This window comes from Variovorax stachyos (assembly GCF_051400855.1).
Taxonomy (GTDB): domain Bacteria; phylum Pseudomonadota; class Gammaproteobacteria; order Burkholderiales; family Burkholderiaceae_C; genus Variovorax.
In genome coordinates this window covers 241454-260194 of record NZ_JBLFFN010000004.1, presented here as the reverse complement: position 1 = coordinate 260194, position 18741 = coordinate 241454, and the positions used below count along the sequence as shown (strand labels likewise).

13 protein-coding genes are annotated in these 18741 nt (G+C 67.6%); 7 read left to right on the top strand and 6 right to left on the bottom strand.

All coding sequences use genetic code 11. The features are described 5' to 3' along the window. Nucleotides 1–8: 8 nt before the first annotated feature. Nucleotides 9–1169, bottom strand: coding sequence for a CaiB/BaiF CoA transferase family protein (locus ACMGEZ_RS09380; protein WP_436821992.1), 1161 nt, complete (start codon nt 1167–1169; stop codon nt 9–11). Between the two features lie 121 nt (nt 1170–1290). Between ACMGEZ_RS09380 and ACMGEZ_RS09375 the strand changes: the two genes are divergently transcribed. Next, on the top strand, nt 1291–2226 hold the full coding sequence (locus ACMGEZ_RS09375; protein WP_436821991.1) for a LysR family transcriptional regulator: 936 nt from the start codon (nt 1291–1293) through the stop codon (nt 2224–2226). A gap of 88 nt (nt 2227–2314) precedes the next feature. On the opposite strand, the gene ACMGEZ_RS09370 is transcribed toward ACMGEZ_RS09375, so the two are convergent. Then, nucleotides 2315–2470 (bottom strand): hypothetical protein, encoded by a 156-nt coding sequence (locus ACMGEZ_RS09370; RefSeq protein WP_436821990.1) that lies wholly within the window; start codon nt 2468–2470, stop codon nt 2315–2317. Between the two features lie 262 nt (nt 2471–2732). Here ACMGEZ_RS09370 and ACMGEZ_RS09365 point away from each other — a divergent pair, with 262 nt between their 5' ends. After that, entirely contained in the window at nt 2733–4481 is a 1749-nt protein-coding gene (locus ACMGEZ_RS09365; RefSeq protein WP_436821989.1) for an adenylate/guanylate cyclase domain-containing protein, read from the top strand. A gap of 22 nt (nt 4482–4503) precedes the next feature. Here ACMGEZ_RS09365 and ACMGEZ_RS09360 read toward each other — a convergent pair whose 3' ends face one another. Further along, nucleotides 4504–5379, bottom strand: a complete 876-nt coding sequence (locus tag ACMGEZ_RS09360) for a class I SAM-dependent methyltransferase (protein WP_436821988.1) — start codon at nt 5377–5379, stop codon at nt 4504–4506. Between the two features lie 111 nt (nt 5380–5490). Here ACMGEZ_RS09360 and ACMGEZ_RS09355 point away from each other — a divergent pair, with 111 nt between their 5' ends. The 5 genes from ACMGEZ_RS09355 (at nt 5491) to ACMGEZ_RS09335 (ending at nt 11616) form a co-directional block, all read left to right on the top strand. After that, entirely contained in the window at nt 5491–6180 is a 690-nt protein-coding gene (locus tag ACMGEZ_RS09355; RefSeq protein ID WP_436821987.1) for a winged helix-turn-helix transcriptional regulator, read from the top strand. 136 nt (nt 6181–6316) lie between these two features. Beyond that, nucleotides 6317–8149: an FAD-dependent oxidoreductase gene (locus tag ACMGEZ_RS09350; RefSeq protein WP_436821986.1), complete on the top strand. Its 1833-nt coding sequence runs from the start codon at nt 6317–6319 to the stop codon at nt 8147–8149. A 58-nt stretch (nt 8150–8207) separates the two neighbouring features. Further along, nucleotides 8208–10079 carry a 2-oxoacid:acceptor oxidoreductase subunit alpha gene (locus ACMGEZ_RS09345; protein WP_436821985.1) on the top strand — a complete coding sequence of 624 codons (1872 nt, stop codon included), beginning with the start codon at nt 8208–8210 and terminating at the stop codon, nt 10077–10079. Further along, nucleotides 10076–11131: a 2-oxoacid:ferredoxin oxidoreductase subunit beta gene (locus tag ACMGEZ_RS09340; protein WP_436821984.1), complete on the top strand. Its 1056-nt coding sequence runs from the start codon at nt 10076–10078 to the stop codon at nt 11129–11131. Before ACMGEZ_RS09345 ends, ACMGEZ_RS09340 begins: the two co-directional genes overlap by 4 nt. Before the next feature lie 44 nt (nt 11132–11175). Continuing rightward, on the top strand, nt 11176–11616 hold the full coding sequence (locus ACMGEZ_RS09335) for a CBS domain-containing protein (RefSeq protein ID WP_436821983.1): 441 nt from the start codon (nt 11176–11178) through the stop codon (nt 11614–11616). Nucleotides 11617–11646: 30 nt separating this feature from the next. Here the strand turns inward: ACMGEZ_RS09335 and ACMGEZ_RS09330 are convergent, their stop codons facing one another. The 3 genes from ACMGEZ_RS09330 to ACMGEZ_RS09320 are packed head-to-tail and all read right to left on the bottom strand — an operon-like array spanning nt 11647 to nt 18701. After that, the gene (locus tag ACMGEZ_RS09330; protein WP_436821982.1) at nt 11647–12099 is read right to left on the bottom strand and encodes an energy transducer TonB; all 453 of its coding nucleotides are present in this window, start codon (nt 12097–12099) and stop codon (nt 11647–11649) included. A 42-nt stretch (nt 12100–12141) separates the two neighbouring features. Next, on the bottom strand, nt 12142–12450 hold the full coding sequence (locus ACMGEZ_RS09325) for a hypothetical protein (RefSeq protein ID WP_436821981.1): 309 nt from the start codon (nt 12448–12450) through the stop codon (nt 12142–12144). A gap of 8 nt (nt 12451–12458) precedes the next feature. Beyond that, nucleotides 12459–18701, bottom strand: coding sequence for an RHS repeat-associated core domain-containing protein (locus tag ACMGEZ_RS09320; protein WP_436821980.1), 6243 nt, complete (start codon nt 18699–18701; stop codon nt 12459–12461). Nucleotides 18702–18741 lie beyond the last annotated feature (40 nt).

The following is an 18741-nucleotide window of genomic DNA, read 5'->3' as shown; positions in this document are numbered from 1 at the left end:
GAGTCCTTTCAGCGTGTGCGCACGGGCCAGCCGGTGCCGGACCGCAGTTGATCGTCGTGCTCGCCCAGGCGGGGCGCCGGATGCGCGATACGGCCTGGCGTGGCGCTGAGCTTGGGCACGATGCCAGGCACCTTGAGGGTGCGGCCGTCGGAGGTCGGTGCCTCGACGATCATTTCGCGCGCCAGGTACTGGGGGTCGCGTGCGATGTCGGCCACCGTGTAGATGCGCCCGACCGGCACGCCGGCGGCGTCGAGCGCGGCCAGCACCTCGTCGCGGCTGCGCTGCACGGTCCAGGCTTCGATCGCGGCATCGAGCATCTCGACCTGCTGCACCCGGCCGTCGTTGTGGCGCAGCGCCGGGTCGTTCTCGAGGTCGGGCCGGTCGATCGCGCGCATCAGCCGGCGGAAGATGCTGTCGCCGTTGCCCGCCACCAGCACGTAGTGGCCATCGTTGCAGCGGTAGGCATTGGTGGGCGCGATGCCCGGCAGCGCGCTGCCGGCACGTTCTCGCACCGCGCCGAAGGCGTCGTACTCGGGCAGCAGGCTCTCCATCACATTGAAAACCGACTCGTACAGCGCCACGTCGATGAACTGGCCTTCGCCGCCATGGGCCGCGCGGTGGTAGAGCGCCATCAGCACGCCGATCACGCCGTGCAGCGCCGACAGCGTGTCGCCCAGCGAGATGCCCACCCGCACCGGCACACGGCCAGGCTCGCCGCTGAGGTAGCGCAGCCCGCCCATCGATTCGCCGAGCACGCCGAAGCCGGGCTTGTCGCGGTAGGGGCCGGTCTGCCCGTAGCCCGAGATGCGCAGCATCACCAGCTTCGGGTTGAGCGCATGCAGCTGCTCCCAGCCCAGGCCCCACGCTTCCATCGTGCCGGGCTTGAAATTCTCGATCAGCACGTCGGCCTCGAGCGCCAGGGCACGCACCGCCTCCTGGCCTTCGGCGCTGCGCAGGTCCAGGCAGACCGAACGCTTGTTGCGCGACTGCACTTCCCACCACACGGAGGTGCCGTCGCGCAGCATGCGCCACTTGCGCAACGGGTCGCCGACCTCGGCCGGCTCGACCTTGATCACGTCGGCGCCGAACTCGGCCAGCGTCTTGCCGGCGAAGGGGCCGGCGATGAGCTGGCCCAGCTCCAGGACTTTGAGGCCTTCGAGTGCGTTCATGGCGTTGCGTTGTCTCTTGAGTGGAATGGCCTCCACTGTAGGAACAGGGCGCTGCCAGCGGAATTGCTTTGACGGCAGCAGGCCTTCGCAGAATGCGAAGGCCCTCTCTAGAATCTCGCGCATGGCCCGCACCATCAACCCGGCTCGAGTGGACTTCGTCACGCTGCGTCTGTTCTGCGCGGTGGCGCAGACGGGCAGCATCACGAAGGGTGCAGAAGCCTGCCACCTCGCGCTCTCGGCGGCGAGCCGGCGGCTCTCGGACTTCGAGACCGCCACCGGCTCGAAGCTGCTGGAGCGCAGCGCCCAGGGCATTGCCCTGACGCCGGCCGGCCACGTGGCCATGCAGCACGCGATGCGCCTGTTCCAGGGCTTCGAGCAGTTCAGCAGCGAACTGGGCGACTACGCGAGCGGCGTGCGCGGCCACGTGCGGCTGTGGGCCAACATGTCGGCGCTCACCGAGTTCCTGCCCGCGGCCCTCGCGACCTTCCTGGAGCGGCATCCCGACATCCGCGTCGAGGTCGAGGAGCAGCTGAGCGGCGACATCGTGCGCGCCCTGGTGGACGGGCTGGCCGACGTGGGCGTGTTCGCCGAGAACACGCCCGCCTACGGCCTGGACATCGCGCCCTTCCAGACCGACGAGCTGGTGGTGCTGTGCGCGCGGCAGCATCCGCTGGCGCGGCTGAAGCGGGTGGACTTCAAGACCTGCCTGGCCTACGAGTTCGTGGGGCTGAATCGCAGCAGCTCGCTGCTGGAGCTGACCTCGCGCGCCGCGGAGCAGGCCGGCGTCCCGATGCGGCTGCGCGTGCAGGTGCGCAGCTTCGACGCGATGTGCCACATGATCGCCGCGGGCCTGGGCATCGGTGTGGTGCCGCTGGCGGCTTGCTCGGCGCAGGTCAGCGTGCTGGACCTGCGCGTGCTGCGGCTGAAGGATGCGTGGGCGGTGCGGCGGCTGCTGATGGCGACGAAGACGGGAGAAAACCTGTCTGCGGCAGCCGGGTTGCTGGTGAAGCACCTGGCGGGGCTCTCGGACACGGACAAAGGCGCGGAACGCGGGTGACCCTTTGCGCCGCGCAGCGGCGGCACCTCGACCGAGCTGGCCGCGGGCTTCACACTGGCGCTGCAGTGCTGGCGCGCCAGGCGCGCTGTCAGGCCTTCGGCGCGATCAGGCCGTCGCGCACATAGCGCTCGTACTCGGCAATCGGCAACGCGGCGCTCTGCGTGTTGCCGGCGTCGCCCCAGCTGAGCACCGCGCTGTCGGCAGCCAGGTCCACTTCGACCGGCCCCTCGGGGATCCGGATCATGGGGCCGTCTCCGGCCCGGTAATTCACCTCTCCCTTGACCATCGCGTTGGCGGCCATGTCGTCGACTCCGGCTGTGCAGTTTGGATGCATCGAAGCCTAAGGCCATGCCGGCTGCGCGGCGTCGTCGAAGACGCTCCGACTCTGTAGGCCGGCGCAAATGATGCGGCCGCGGCGGATGCGTTTCGAGCATCCCTCCGCGCCCGCGACGAGGGTAATATGCACCGGCTCTGGGTGTTCCCTGTGGAGTTGGGAGTTGGCGTCGGTGAACTCGGCTGATCTCAGACAGCGCCTGCTGGCGATCCTGGCGGCGGACGCAGTCGGCTATTCGCGCCTGATGGCGCGCGACGAGCACGGCACCGTGGCCGCGCTCGATGCTGCGCGCGCAGTGTTCCGCAGCCGCATCGAGGCCGGTCGCGGCCGCGTGATCGACATGGCCGGCGATTCGGTACTCGCCGTGTTCGAGACGGCGGCCGGCGCGGTGACGGCCGCCATCGCCGTCCAGCAGGAACTGAGCGCGTCCGCCGCTGCCGTGCCGCAGGATCGGCGGATGCACTTCCGCATCGGCATCCACATGGGCGATGTGATCGAGAAGGCGGACGGCACGGTCTACGGCGACGGAGTGAACATCGCCTCGCGCCTGTGCGCGGTGGCCGAGGCGGGCGGCATCGTCGTGTCCGACGCGGTGCACGGGGCCGTGCGCGACAGGATCGTCGCCAGCTTCGTCGACCAGGGCGAGCAGCCCATGAAGAACATCGCGCACCTGGTCCACGCCTTTCAGCTGAAGCCGGCCGAGCCGGCACCTCCGCCGACGCGGGCCCTGCGCCCACCCGACCGGCCCTCGCTGGCGGTATTGCCCTTCACCAACATGAGCGGAGACCCGGAACAGGAGTACTTCGCCGACGGCATCACCGAGGACATCATCACCGACTGCTCGAAGATCTCCGGCCTGTTCGTGATCGCGCGCAACTCGACCTTCACCTTCAAGAAACAGAACGTCGACATCAAGGATGTCGGCGCCAGGCTGGGCGTGCGGCACGTGCTCGAGGGCAGCGTGCGGCGCCACGGGATGAGGGTGCGCATCAACGTGCAGCTCATCGATGCCGAATCCGGCGGACACGTCTGGGCGGACCGCTACGACCGCGAGCTCGAGGACATCTTCCTGGTGCAGGACGAGGTCACGCGCAAGATCGTGCAGACGCTCGAGGTGCGGCTCACCGGCAACGAGGAGGCACGCCGTCAAGAGCGCGGCAAGGTCAACGGCGAGGCCTACGACTACCTCTTTCGTGCCAAGAGCTGCATCCTCCAGTTCACCGAACCGGCCCTGGCCGAGACGCGCGAGATGCTGGAGCGCGCGCTGACCATCGACCCGGACATGGCGCAGGCCTACGCCTTCCTGGCGATCGCCCGCGGCGTGGAATACGCCAACGCCTGGAACGGCCGCACGGAGCATGACCTGGAAGAGAGCCTCGCGATCGCACGCAAGGCCTGCGAGGCGGACCCTGCCGAGCCCATGGCGTATCACGCGCTGTCCAACGCTTTCATGTGGCTGCGCCGGCTGGACGAGGCCGAGAGCGCGGCGCGGCGCTCGCTCGCGCTCGAACCGAATTCCGCGGAGGGCCACGGGACGCTGGGCATCATCATGGACTTCGCCGGACGGCACGAGGAGGCGGTCGAACTGCTCGGGCAGGCATTGCGCCTCGACCCGCAGTTCAGCCTCTGGCGGCACGCGCAGGGGCGCGCCCAGTTCGCCCTCGGGCAGTACGCCGAGGCCGAAGTGAACTTCAAGCGCCGCCTGATCCAGATGCCGGGATCCGACGTCACACGCGCCTACCTGGCCTCGCTCTACGGCCATACCGGCCGCCCCGACGAGGCCGGCCGGATCTGGCGCGAGCTGATGGCCCTCCATCCCGGCTACGCGATCGAGCTCACGCTGCGGGTGCTGCCCTACAGCGACCCCGCGCCGCTGGACCGGTTCGTGGCGGGCCTGCGCAAGGCCGGCTTGGCGAGCTGAACCTGCACGGGCAGCGGCTCGATCACGAAACCGTCCCTGCCCCCACCAGCATCTCGCACGGCCCCTCGAAGCCATTGCCGGTCTCGAACTGCCGCAGCGCCTCCTCGATCGCTTCCCAGGTCCGCGCCCGCTCCGCCTCGTCCAGGCCGATCATCATCTGGTGCAGCGCGCCGAAGGACTCCCGCTCGAAGCGCACGCATTCGGCCGCACTCGGCAGCCGCACCGGCGACGGCACCCTGCGGACCTCGATCTCGCCGAGCCCGGCCTTGGCGAACGTGGCCTCGAGCACGCCCTCCCCGCCCAGCGAGAAAGGCCCGGGCTGCCCCGGCAGCGGCGGCGGCAACCCCGCACGCTCGCGGATGATCTTCACGGGTATCGAGAAGAAGGCGTTGCGCTCGGGCGTCGAGTACACGACCGCCGATATGCGCCCGCCCGGCCGCAGCGCCCGCCGCATGCCGGCCAGCGCGCGCTGCTGGTCGGGAAAATAGATCAGCCCGACCCGGCTGATCGCGGCATCGAAGCTTGCCGCCGGCAGGGTGTCGAGCGCCTCGCCGTCGAGCTCGCGGACCTCGAGGTTCGTCAGCCCCGCGGCCCGGGCGTCGGCGGCGGCGCGTTCGAGCAGCGCGGGCGCGATGTCGGTGGCGAGCACATGGCCCGACGCACCGACGCGCCGTGCGGCGCCGATCGACTGCTCGCCGGCACCGGCCGCGATGTCCAGCACGCGCGAGCCCGGCCCGATGCGCGCCAGCTCGAACATGGTGTCGGTCGCGGCGCCGAGCCAGCGGCCGAGGAAAGGTCCCCAGCGGTGCCAGGCCTCGGCCGCGGACTGCCATTGCGCGCGGGTGGTGGTCTTGAAGGCAGCGGCGTCGAAGACCGGCGGGGTGGCGACAGTGCTCATGGTGCGTCTCCTGGTGGTGAACTGATGCCACAAGGATGGCCGCGCCGGGGTCGCCGCGCCAGTCCAGTATCTGTACTGGTGTCCTGGCCTCGGAGGCGCTAGATTGGCGCCATGATCGACTACGGCCAGTTCTGTACCGTCGCGCGAGGCGCCGAGGTGCTGTGCGAGCGCTGGACACCGCTGGTGGTGCGCGAACTGATGTGCGGCAGCACGCGCTTCAACGACATCCGGCGCGGCGTGCCGCGCATGTCGGGCTCGCTACTGGCGCAGCGCCTGCGCAAGCTCGAGGAAGTCGGCGTGGTCAAGCGCGTCCAGGGCACGGGCAGCTCGGCCGAATACCACCTGACCGGCGCCGGCGAGGAGCTGCGCCCGATCGTGATGGCGCTGGGCCACTGGGGCGCGCGCTGGATCGGCAGCCGCCTCAAGCGCGGCCAGCTCGACGCGGGCTTCCTGATGTGGGACATCCGCCGCTTCGTGCACCTCGACGAATGCCCGCCCGGGCGCTGCATCGTGGTCCACTTCCGCTTCACCGATGCGCCCGAGGGCGAGCGGCGCTGGTGGCTGGTGATCGACCAGGGCACCGCCGATCTCTGCCGCGACAACCCCGGCGACGAGCCGACCCTGATCGTCGAATGCACCGTGCTCGCGCTGACCGAGATCTGGACCGGCGACCGCGAAGCCGAAGACGCGATCCGCGAGCGGCGGGTGCGCATGACGGGCGGGGCGCGCGATGCCCGCGATCTCTGGCGCTGGCTGGGCCGCAGCGCCTTCGCCGAGACGCGGGCCGCGGCACGGGGCTGACGCGGCCCGCGGCGGGACCATGAGGCGCTGAGGGCTTTCACCGAGCCCCCTTTGCGCCGCATGCGGCGCATACTGGCGGAAAAGCCCGTATCGGCCCACCCACGAGGGCCCCCGGGCGGCAGCAAGGAGACAAGCTTTGCAGCGAACCGATATCGCGAACCCGGCCTACTTCCACAAGGTCGTCGATTGCCAGTACGCCTGTCCGGCGCACACCCCCGTCCCAGAGTACATCCGATTGATCGCGCAGCGCCGCTACAGCGACGCCTACATGATCAACTGGGCCTCCAACGTCTTCCCCGGCATCCTCGGGCGCACCTGCGACCGGCCCTGCGAGCCGGCTTGCCGGCGCGGGCGGGTGGAGGAAAGCAATTCGCAGAAGCCTGAACCCGTGGCGATCTGCAGGCTCAAGCGCGTCGCGGCCGACATGAAGGGCGACGTGCGCGCGCGCATGCCGACGCTCGAGCCGCGCAACGGCAAGCGCATCGCCTGCGTGGGCGCCGGGCCGGCCTCGCTCACCGTCGCGCGCGACCTGGCGCCGCTGGGCTACGAGGTGACGGTGTTCGACGAGGAAGCCAAGGCCGGCGGCTTCATGCGCACGCAGATCCCGCACTTCCGCCTGCCCGAGTCGGTGATCGACGAGGAGACCGGCTACATCCTGGATCTCGGCGTCGAGTTCCGCAGCGGCGAGCGCATCGAGTCGATGAAGGCATTGATGGCGCAGGACTGGGACGCGATCTTCGTCGGCTGCGGCGCACCGCGCGGGCGCGATCTCGACCTGCCCGGCCGCCGCGAAGCCGCGGCCGGCATCCACATCGGCATCGACTGGCTGGCCTCCGTCTCCTTCGGCCACATCACCAGCATCGGCCAGCGCGTGATCGTGCTGGGCGGCGGCAACACCGCGATGGACTGCTGCCGGTCGGCGCGCCGCCTCGGCGGCAGCGACGTGAAGGTGATCGTGCGCAGCGGCTTCGAGGAGATGAAGGCCTCGCCCTGGGAGAAGGAGGACGCGCAGCACGAGGGCATCCCCATCATCAACTTCCATGTGCCCAAGGCCTTCGTCCATGAAGGCGGCAGGCTGGTGGGCATGCGCTTCGAGATCGTCCGCGCGCAGTACGACGCACAGGGCCGGCGCTCGCTGGTCCCCACCGGCGAGCCCGAGGCCTTCTTCGAGTGCGACGACGTGCTGGTGGCGGTGGGCCAGGAGAACGCCTTCCCCTGGATCGAGCGCGACTGCGGCATCGCCTTCGACTCGTCAGGCCTGCCGGTGCTCGACAAGAGCAGCTTCCAGTCCACAGTGCCGAATGTGTTCTTCGGCGGCGACGCGGCCTTCGGGCCCAAGAACATCATCGAGGCGGTGGCCCACGGGCACGAGGCCGCAGTGTCGATCGACCGGCTGCTGCACGGCGAGTCGGTCAAGCTGCGCCCTGACCCCATGACCAACCTGATGTCGCAGAAGATGGGCATCCACGAGTGGAGCTACGACAACGACATCACCAACGACCTTCGCTACAAGGTGCCCTGGGCCAAGGCGGAGACGGCGCTGGCCAGCATCCGGGTCGAGGTCGAGCTGGGCTTCGACGCCGCCACCGCTTTCAAGGAAGCCGAGCGCTGCCTCAATTGCGATGTGCAGACCGTCTTCACCGAGGTCGCGTGCATCGAGTGCGATGCCTGCGTGGACATCTGCCCGATGGATTGCATCACTTTCACCGCCAACGGCGAGGAGGCGGATCTGCGGCAGCGATTGAAGGCGCCCGCGCTCAACCTGGCGCAGGACCTTTACGTGTCCGGCGGGCTGAAGACCGGCCGCGTGATGGTGAAGGACGAGGACGTGTGCCTGCACTGCGGCCTGTGCGCCGAACGCTGCCCCACGGGGGCCTGGGACATGCAGAAGTTCCTGCTGACAACGACGCAGGCGGGTCCCGCATGCCGCGATGCGAAGCTTGCGCCGAAGCAGGGGGTGCCGGCATGAGACGCCGGGCCGCTCCCAGGTCGATTGGCACCGCAGCGCATGGCGCGGAGGTTGTCCGATGAGCGCAACACTTCCGCCCAAAGGCGCGCCGGTCCCCTCGGTGAACGTGGGAGCCACGCCTGCGATCACGGCAATCAACGACTTCGTCATCAAGTTCGCCAACGTCAACGGCTCGGGCTCGGCGTCGGCCAACGAGCTGTTCGCCAAGGCCATCCTGCGCATGGGCGTGCCGGTGAGCCCGCGCAACATCTTCCCGAGCAACATCCAGGGCCTGCCGACGTGGTACGAGGTGCGCGTTTCCGAGCAGGGCTACATGGGGCGGCGCGGCGGCACCGACATGATGGTGGCGATGAACCCGCAGACCTGGGACGCCGACGTGGCCGAGCTGGAACCCGGCGGCTACCTGTTCTACGACAGCACGCGCGCCCTGCCGCCCTCGAAGTTCCGCGACGACATCCGCGTGATCGGCATGCCGCTGACCGAGATCTGCAACGCGGTCTACCACGATCCGCGCCAGCGGCAGCTGTTCAAGAACATCGTCTACGTAGGCGCGCTCGCCGTGCTGCTCGGCATCGAGCCGCAGGTGGTCGAGAAGCTGCTCGGCGAGCAGTACAGGGGCAAGGAGAAGCTGCTGGCCTCCAACGTGCAGGCGCTGCACCTGGGCTGCGACTTCGCGCGCGAGCACCTGCGCGAGACGGTGGGGCTGCAGGTGCGGCGGGCCGACCGCGTGGGCGAGCGCATCTTCGTCGACGGCAACAGCGCCGCGGCGCTGGGCTGCGTGTATGGCGGCGCCACGGTCGCGGCCTGGTACCCGATCACGCCCTCCTCGTCGGTCGCCGAGGCCTTCCAGAAGTACTGCGCCAAGTTCCGCGTAGACCCGGCCACCGGCCAGAACCGCTTCGCCATCGTGCAGGCCGAGGACGAGCTGGCCTCCATCGGCATGGTGGTCGGCGCCGGGTGGAACGGCGCGCGCGCCTTCACCGCGACCTCGGGCCCGGGCATCTCGCTGATGACCGAGTTCATCGGCCTGGCCTACTTCGCCGAGATCCCGGTCACCCTCATCAACGTGCAGCGCGGCGGGCCTTCCACCGGCATGCCCACGCGCACCCAGCAGGCCGACATCCTGTGCTGCGCCTACGCGTCCCACGGCGACACCAAGCACGTGCTGCTGTTCCCCGAGGACCCGCACGAGTGCTTCGAGCATGCCGCTGCCGCGCTCGACCTGGCGGATCGCCTGCAGACCCCCGTGTTCCTGATGACCGACCTGGACATCGGCATGAACCAGCGCCTGTGCGCGCCCTTCGAATGGGACGACAGCCGCACTTACGACCGCGGCAAGGTCATGACGGCCGAGGAGCTGGAGGCCGGCCGCGACTTCGGCCGCTACAAGGACGTGGACGGCGACGGCATCCCCTGGCGCACTCTGCCCGGCACGCACCCGACCAAGGGCAGCTTCTTCACGCGCGGCACCACGCGCGACGCCTACGCACGCTACTCGGAGCGCGGGCCCGACTACATCTACAACATGGAGCGCTTGCTGAAGAAGTTCGCGACCGCCGCCACGATGGTGCCGCAGCCCGTGCTGAGGCCGGCTGCGCAGGCGACGGACCTGGGCGTGATCTATTTCGGCTCGACCAGCCCGGCCATGCATGAAGCGCTGGAAGCGCTCGAGGCCCGCGGCATCCACCTGGACGCGATGCGGCTGCGCGCCTTTCCCTTCCCGCAGAGCGTGGTGCAGTTCCTGGCCGAACACCACCAGGTCTTCGTGGTGGAGCAGAACCGCGACGCGCAGATGCGCAGCCTGCTGATCAACGAACTCGACATCGACCCGGCCCGGCTGGTGCGCGTGCTGCATTTCGACGGCACGCCCATCACGGCGCGCTTCGTCACCGGCGCCATCGCTGCGCATGTGAAGGGGGAAACCGCATGACCTATCTCGCCAAGCCCAAGCTGCGCCACCCTACCCTGGCCACCAACAAGGTCGGCTACACGCGGCGCGACTACGAGGGCAAGATCTCCACCCTGTGCGCCGGCTGCGGCCACGACTCGATCTCGGCGGCCATCATCGAGGCCTGCTGGGAGCTGGACATTGAGCCGCACCGCGTTGCCAAGCTCTCGGGCATCGGCTGCAGCTCCAAGACGCCGGACTATTTTCTGGGCGCCTCGCACGGCTTCAACACCGTGCATGGCCGCATGCCCAGCGTGCTGACCGGCGCCAACCTGGCCAGCCGCGACCTGCTCTATCTCGGCGTCTCGGGCGACGGCGATTCGGCCTCCATCGGCCTCGGCCAGTTCGCTCACGCCATGCGACGCGGCGTGCGCATGGCCTACATCGTCGAGAACAACGGCGTCTACGGCCTCACCAAGGGCCAGTTCTCCGCCACTGCCGACGAGGGCTCCAAGAGCAAGAAGGGCGCGATCAACACCGACAGCCCGGTGGACCTCGTGGCCATGGCCCTGCAACTGGGCGCTACCTACGTCGGGCGCGGCTTCTCGGGCAACAAGGCACAGCTGGTGCCGCTCATCAAGGGCGCCATCAGCCACGGCGGGGCCGCCTTCATCGACGTGATCAGCCCCTGCGTGGCCTTCAACAACCATCCGGGCAGCACCAAGAGTTACGACTACGTGCGCGAACACAACGAGGCGGTGAGCCGCATCGATTTCATTCACAGCCGCGAGGAGATCAGCGTGGACATGGCGCCCGGAGAGGTGATGGACGTGCGCCAGCACGACGGCACCCTGCTGCGGCTGCGCAGCCTGCACGCCGGCTACAACCCCGGCGACCGCCACGCTGCCATGGCGCACATGCAGCGGCACCAGGAGATGGGCGAGGTCGTGACCGGGCTGCTGTACGTCGATCCGCTGGCCACCGACCTGCATACGGCGCTCAACACCAGTGCCCGCCCGCTCAATCAGCTGGGGCCTGGCGAGTTGTGCCCGGGCGCGGCGGCGCTGGAAAAACTCAACGCCTCCTTGCGCTGAGCGCCGGCCCGTCGCAACATCGCGCTTTTGCTGGAGGGCGCACCATGGCGGAAGAACGTACTGTGTTTCAGTCCATATCGCGCAAGCACGTGCTGAGCCTCGGGCCGCATGCCAGCGCGCGCGACGCCGCCGGCGCGATGACCCGCGCCAACTGCGGCAGCGTGCTCGTCATGGAGCCGCCGGACATCCTGCTGGGCATCTTGACCGAGCGCGACCTGATGACGCGAGTGTTGGCCAAAGGCCTCGATCCGGACCGCACGGCCGTGCGCGAGGTGATGACGCCTAACCCGATCTGCGTGTCGCCGGAGACGCTGGTGTCGGATGCGGTGGTGCTGATGCTCGAGCGCGGGTTCCGGCACCTGCCGCTGGTGTCGGGGACGAAGATCCTGGGGGTGTTTTCGGTGAGGGATGCGCTGCCGAGGGAGATCGGGGTGGCGTTGGGGCAGGCGGAGTTCAATGCGCAGGTGAATGATGTGTTGGGGTAGAGGCGTGGGGAATGGGCGGGTTCGGCTCTGTTACTGGGTGGGTGCGGGGTCCTCCCGCGGTTCCAGCTGGAAAGTGATTGGCTGACGAAGCCGTACCTTGGCTGGTGCGCCGCGATAGGTGTGAGGCCGGAACTTCCATTGACTGACGGCGCTGACCGCTGCGTCTACGAGCAGCTTGGGTGACTCGCCGATGATCGTTGTACGCGCAACGTTTCCGCGCTCGTCCACTTCCATTTCGACAATGACTCTTCCCTCCAGTCCTGCTCGTATTGCCTCGCGCGGATACGGGGATGGCACGGCGTGCACGATCTGAGTTGGCTGGTCCAGTTCAAGCGGACCCTTCCACGAGATGGACTGTTTCTTAAGAGCTGTTACAGCTTGCTCGTGGCTCAGGCTCTGCGAGTCACCTATGAAATACCTCTGAGGTTTGGCGCAGCCAGACAGAATGAGGGTAAAGATGACCAGGAACAGAGAAAGTCTCATCGCGGGTTTGCAGAGTGAATGGTTTATGTTTGCCAAATGGGATTAGTCCGCTATCGCATGAAGCGCCTTGTGATCGGCGATTGCGTCCGCTACTAACTCGCTCAATCCGTCGAGGAACCGCTGTAGATCAATCGACGCGACTTCGGCACGAAGTAACTGAACCTGTTCAGCCAACTCCGGAAGATCATCGGCGGCAATCTCCGCATCTTCGTAGTAGTCCTCGAAGTCCTGGAAGCGACCAAGCGCACGAGCAGCGGCGGCGGTGATCAGTTCATGGTGCAGATCGACACCCAGCGACACGGTCTTCTCTGGTGCTCCGTTCTGACCAAGAATCGCAAAATCGAGAGACATAGAACCTCCTACGGGCGACCGGGGAACGCTGTGACCAACTCGCCATTCGGACGGGTAATTACGGTCATGACTGAGGTTTGCTGACCAGTGCCACGATCGATCCCGATGGAGCGACCAGCATCCCACGTGCGGGCGAAATTACCATTGGCCTGCTGAACTGTCTGCTGCTGCGCCCCCGAAGTGATCAGAGCTGGCAAGCTCTCACCTTCGTTGAACTTACTCTTGCCAGCGAACTTCGCAATGTCGTTGACGGTATGTCGCTCAACGACGTGCGCCATGCCTTTCTCAGTTATCCTGATTGCGCCATTCACGAGTGGCGTTGCTTCCTTCGCTGCGCCCAGCAATTTAACACCGGCACCCGCAGCGGCACCCACAGTCGGATTAAGTCCTTCCACGGTCTTGAGCGCCATGTCCCCCAGAGATTCATTCTGGAACGCTGCCACTGAAGCGCTCCAGCCGTCCCTGATGGCGCCTCCGAGACCAGCGGCCAGTTCCACAGCTTCGCGGGCGATCAATCCAGAAGGGTCAGTCCGGTTCGCGGGGTTGCCGCCCACGTAGGCATACAGGTTGACGTCGTCCTTGTAGCCGATCGGGTCCGTCTGCAGGAACCGACCCAGGCCCGGCGAGTAGAAGCGCGCCTTGTAGTGGTACAGCCCCAGCTCACCGATGAGCTGCTGGCCGGTGTACCTGAATCTCGGGCCGGTTGTCGTGTTCGGCTCGCCGTAAGGCCCGTAGCTGTAGATGCCCGTGGAGGCGCCTGTCGCATTGGCCGTGGCCACGATGCTGCCGAGGTGGTCCGCATAGAACCAGTTCTTGGCGGTGGTGCCTGATCCCTCGTACCAGACGATCGGCTCGTCGGTGCCGGGGCCGTGCACGTAGCGTCTTTGCAGCGTCGTGCCCGGCGCGTCGTACTCGGCAATCAGGTTCGCGGCGTCGTACAGCAGGCTCGTCGTGGCTGATCCGATGGCTGTTTGCCTGAGTCTTCCCTCGGCGTCATAGCTCAAGCTCGCCGCGGTCCCCGCCTTATTCGCCGTCTTCAGCCGGTTGTCCAGGTCGTAGCCATAGCTCCAGGTGCCGTCGCCCGTGAGGTTGCCGTTGCCGTCATAGGCGTGCGCTGCCCCGCCCGCCGCGGTGTACTGGTTCAGCCCGTTGCTGGTGTAGCTCTTCGTGACCGGCGTGGCCCCGTTCCACTGGTACAGGTTGTTGGTCCAGGAGACGCTCTTGAGTTCGCGCAGCTGGTTGCGCGCGTAGCTGTACTGCACCTCCTGCGACGGCGAGGCGAGGAAGTTCTTCAGCATGGCCAGTGCGCCCTGGTTGTCGTAGGCATGCCGGATGGTGGTGCCGTTGCCCAAGGTCACGGTGGTGCGCCGGTCCAGGTCGTCGTAGGCGTAGCTGGCCAGGTTGACGCTGCCGTTCTCCTGGATGGCGCTCGGCCGGTTGGCCGCGTCGTAGCTGGTGGTCGTGTAGAACGCATCGGGCCAGGTGGTGCGGATGCGGTTGCCCGCGGCGTCGTACTGGTGGCTCAGGGTCTTGCCGCCGGCTGTGGTGCTCGCGAGCCGCCCGGCGTTGTCCCAGGCGTAGCTGATGGCGTGCGTGCCGTTGGCGAACTGGGCCGAGGTGCGCAGCCCTCGCAGGTCGTAGCCGAACTGGACGTTGTCGGCGGTGTTCGGATAGGACCGGGCGGTCAGCCGGTTGAGGTTGTCCCAGCTCTGGGTGACGGTCTGGCCATTGCGCTTGCGCAGGCCCGTGATGTTGCCGTTCGCGTCGTAGGCGTTCTCCTCGTAGTCGTTCGCATTGGCGTACAGAGGGGTAGCCGGCAGCGGGTAGTACGTCCTGGCGAGCCGATCGAAGCCGTCGTAGGTGTGGACGGTCAGGTTGTTCTTGGCGTCCTTGACCGAATCGACGTTGCCGTTGGGCGTGTAGGTGTAGGTGATGTAGGTCTGGGTCAGGGCGGTGCCCACGGCCTTGTTGACGGCCTGCACGGTGTCGTCGGCGTTGTAGACGGTCTCGGTGACGCGATTGCCGCCGTCGGCCGCAGGTAGTGACTGGGTGACGCGGGAGGGCCGATCGAGGTCGTCGTAGGCGGTGTCGGTGATGGGGACCGGAGCAGCCTCGGCAGGACAGGTGGTGGCCGCACTGGTGAGCGCCGGCCCCCAGGCCCGGGTGACCTTGCCGGTCTCGCTGTAGCGGCTGCAGCTCACGAGCCACTGGGCACCCTGCTGGGCCGCGCTCTTGACCGGGCGGCCATCGGCGTCATAGGCCATTCGGGTCTGCTTGCCCATCGCATCGGTGACCTGCGTGGGCCGGCGCTCGGCGTCGTAGCTGGTGACGATGGAGTCGGCCACATCGGTGCGCGGCCCATCGACTCCGGTGAGGTTGCAGGTCACGTCATATGTGAAGCTGGTCGTCAGGTTCAGCTTGCCGGTGCCCGCATCGACCGTGCTGGTCTGCGGCACGTACTTGTTGGCGGCGTTGTAGGTGGTGGCGGTCACCACGCTGTTGCTGGCGCTGGTCTTGACGGTCTGCGCGCTCGGCAGGTAGAAGCTCGGATAGCCGCTGGGCGTGAAGGCGGTGTACGCGTAGGTGGTCTGCGGCGCCACGCCGGCGGCATCGGCCGGTGCCGTGATGGTGAGCGGCAGGCCCTGCGCGGTGTAGGTGTAGCGGGTGAGCTGGTTGCGCGCGTCGTAGGCACTTTCGATCTTGTTGAAGGCGCTTTCGTAGTAGAAGCGCTGCACCCGGTTGGCCAGGCCGCTGCCGGGCTTGGCAATGCCGGTGATGCTCTGGACGTTGTGCGTGCAGCGGAACGCCGGGATGGTGCAGGTGGCGTCGTCGTAGGCGTACTCGGTGGCATTGCCCTCGGGCAGCTGCTTGCGGATGAGGCGCGACTGGCCGTCGTAGGTGTTGAGGGTCCAGTTGCCCGCGGGCGTGCTGGACTGGAGGACATTGCCCTGCCCGTCGAGGTAGCTGGTGCGGGCCGTGCCGCCCGGGCCGATCTCCTCGGTTCGCGACCCGGCGAAGTAGTAGTCGTAGCTCTTGCCCCGCGCATTCACCTGGTTCTTCACGCGCCCGAGGCTGTCGTAGGTGTTGGTGAGGGTGGCCGTCGAAGGCGATGCTGGGTTGTAGATGCTGCGGATCTGCCCGGGCAGGGCGTACGAGAACGTCGTGCTCTGGCCCAGTGTGTTGGTGAAGGTGGCGAGGTTCGAATCCGCGTCGTAGCCGAAGCTCACGGAACGGGTTCCATCGCTCACCTGGGTGATGCGTCCGCTGGTGTTGGTGAAGGTCAGCGTGCGGCCCAGGCTGTTCTGCACCTGCGTGAGGTCGTTGCCGGAGTAGGTGAACTTGGCCTGGACGCCGCTGGGCTCGGTGTAGGTCTCGGCCTTGCCGGCGGCGTTGAATTTCAACACTGCGCGGTTGAGCGCCTCGTAGGCGTAGGTGCCGTCGGTACTCTTCGTCAGCCTGCCGGATTTGCCGGGCGGCGGGTTGTAGCGACCGGTACTGTCAGGCAGCTTGACGAAGACCTCGGCGTTGAGGCCCTGGGTGACGACGACGGTGTTGTTGATCAGCTGATCGCCGAACCAGCGCTGGCCGAGGCTGGCGGTGACGAGCTTGGCCAGAGGCCGTGCCGGGTCCATCAGGAGGTCGAAGGACGCCTTGTGCTCGACGATGGTGCCCACGGCATCCAGCGCGGAGTCCTCGCCCATGGCCTGGAAGCCGTCGGAGTTGACAGCGGCGGTGGCGCTGAAGTTGTGGGTCCAGCCCCTGCCAAGAGGCCCGTTCTGGTTGCGCATGCCGGAGCTGTACAGGCGCTGGAAGCCCAGGCTCTGCGGGAAGCTGCCGACGCCGACGTTGAGGTCCTCGTGGTTGTAGAGGAAGTGGCCCTGCACCATGTCGATGGGGTCGCCGAGGAGTTGCAGGCCGGCTTGGATCAGGGTGAGTGGTTCTCGGGAGGCCGGGACCACGACCTCAGGGAGCATCTTTTCTGACTGAGGATACGTGGCGAAGCCACCCGACAGCCCGTCGCTGATGACGGAGCCCAGGTAGAGCCCGGAGCCCACTGTGAAGTAGCCGGCACCCGCCCAGCTGTTCTCGGCGATGTCGCAGCGCGCCGGGAGGATCAGGCGCAGGCCTGAGTTGAGATAGCTGCTGAAGTTGCCGAGATGCGCCCCGCAGTTCACCAGGTTGGGCTGCACGGCGCTGGTGTAGTTGGCAGCGGTTGCGTTGTAGATGCGCTGCCCGGCCGCCGAAGCGATGTCGATGAGCTTGACCGTGGACACCGCCGGCACGCCGGTCGTCTGCTGCACCGCCGTGGACTCCAGGATGCTCAGGTGCATGGCCCAGTTGGCGAATGCCGCGCTCTCCTTGTCGACACTGCCCGCGAGGTTGGCGACCGCCAGCACATTGCTGGGCAGGTCCACGTAGGCGCTGCCGGTGTAGCCCACGATGCCGACCTGGTGCTGGTGCAGCAGCGTGGTGTCGGCGATCCGCTCGGTGATGCTGCCGGCATGGGTGTTCTGGGCGATCCACTGGGCGCCGATCACGGCCAGGGTGGAGCCCAGCAGCGGCTCGGAGGCGTCTGCGGCACCGGAGGCCTTGAGGTCGCTGAGCACTCTTCGGTAGTTCTCGGCCGGGCCGCGGCCTGCCGGGCCCCAGCCGTTGGCGATCAGGAAGGTGTTGGTGCCGCCGCCCCGGATCTTCTGCGTGAAGCTGTGGTTGGCCCAGGTGGAGACGTAGGCGTTGTGGGTGACGGTGAAGGTGACGGCGGTCGAGGCGCCTGGTGTCACGGCCGTGCCCGGACTGCCGACGGCAACGCCATCGAGCTTGAGGATGGGCTGGTTCGCACCGTTGTAGGTAAGGGTCAGCCGCTTGCCGTAGATGGCATCGGACGTGTAGGTCTGGTCGATGCCCTGGTACTGCACGCGCAGGGTGGGCTTCATGTAGCCCGGCAGCTCGGCCAGCTCCTCGCTGCCCCAGGCGGTGTTCTGGTACGGCAGCGAGGTCTGGCGCAAGGCGCCATAGAAGGGAGTGATGGTCTTGCCGCCGAGTACGTCATCGAGCGTGGCGGTTTGCTTCAAGGTGCGCAGGGAGCCCGCGAGGATGCCGGCGTACTTCTCGAGGTTGAAGCGGATGTTGTTGCGGTTGATGTTCTGGACGTAGTCGGTGCCGACGGTGGCGCCGCTTTGGGCCGAGGCCAGGTAGTTGGCGGCGTTGTAGCCGCTCCAGCTGGCGAGGTCGATGCCGGCCTTGAAGGTGTGGGGCTTGTAGCTGGGGTCGAAGACGTACCAGCTGCCGTTGATCCGGGTCTTGACCCAGACGTGCTCGATGGAGACATCGGTCAAGGCGGCCACGGTGCCGGGGCAGCTGCCGGCGGTGGTGGCGTTGATCTCGTAGACGGGGATCTGCGCCTGGCCCAGGAGGGACAGCACGCCGCAGGCATTGGCGGTGTTCACGCCCCACCACTCACCCAACTGCGCGGCGCTGAGCCTGGCGATGCCGCGCACGTAGTTGGCCTCGAGACCCGAGGCGCGCAGCAGCTCGACCATCAGGGTGGCCTGGTCGTGGGCGGTGGCCTGGTTGTCGAGCACGGCGCCGAGCGCGCCCTTTTGCAGCCCGAAGGTGGGGTAGTACTCGACGTTGTTGCGGACGTACTGGTAGATGAGGTCGGGGTGGTGGCGCAAGGCGCGGGCGAGCTCGGCGATGGAGGCGGGGCCGGAGGCGGCGGCGTCGCCGGCGATCTTCATCCTGGTGGCCAAGGTGGAGGTCTTGGCGGTCTTGGGAGCCGCGGTGACACCCTGGTTGAGGTTGGCGGGGAGCACCCTGGACTTGAGGATGCGCTGGGCATCGGCAAAGGTGACCGGGGGCATGTTGGCGCGAAGGACGCCGGGGGCGGGGGCGAACTCGCCGGTGGCGTTGGCGGCGCCGGCAGTTGTGCTGGCACCGCGAGCAGAGACATTGGCTTCCTTGGCGCCGTCCTTGACGGCCTCGCGCCGCACGGGGTCCTTGCTGCTGGGCAGGTCCACCGCCTGGTAGCGCAGCGCGGGCTGGCCGCTGGCAAAGCTCAATGGACTGCCCGAGCCAGCGGACGCGGACGATCGCTGGTTGACAGTGGCCTTGGCAACGGGAACGCCGAGGGCGATGGCGGCCGGTGCAGCCTTGCGCGCAACACCTCCCTGGATCTGCGCAGCAGCGATGCCGCCTGCAAGCGATGTGGCAACGGCCACGGCAACGGCGCACGCGCGCGCGAGCTTGGACATGGAAACTCCCCGATTGTTTTGATGGAAAGAAAGCGAGCAG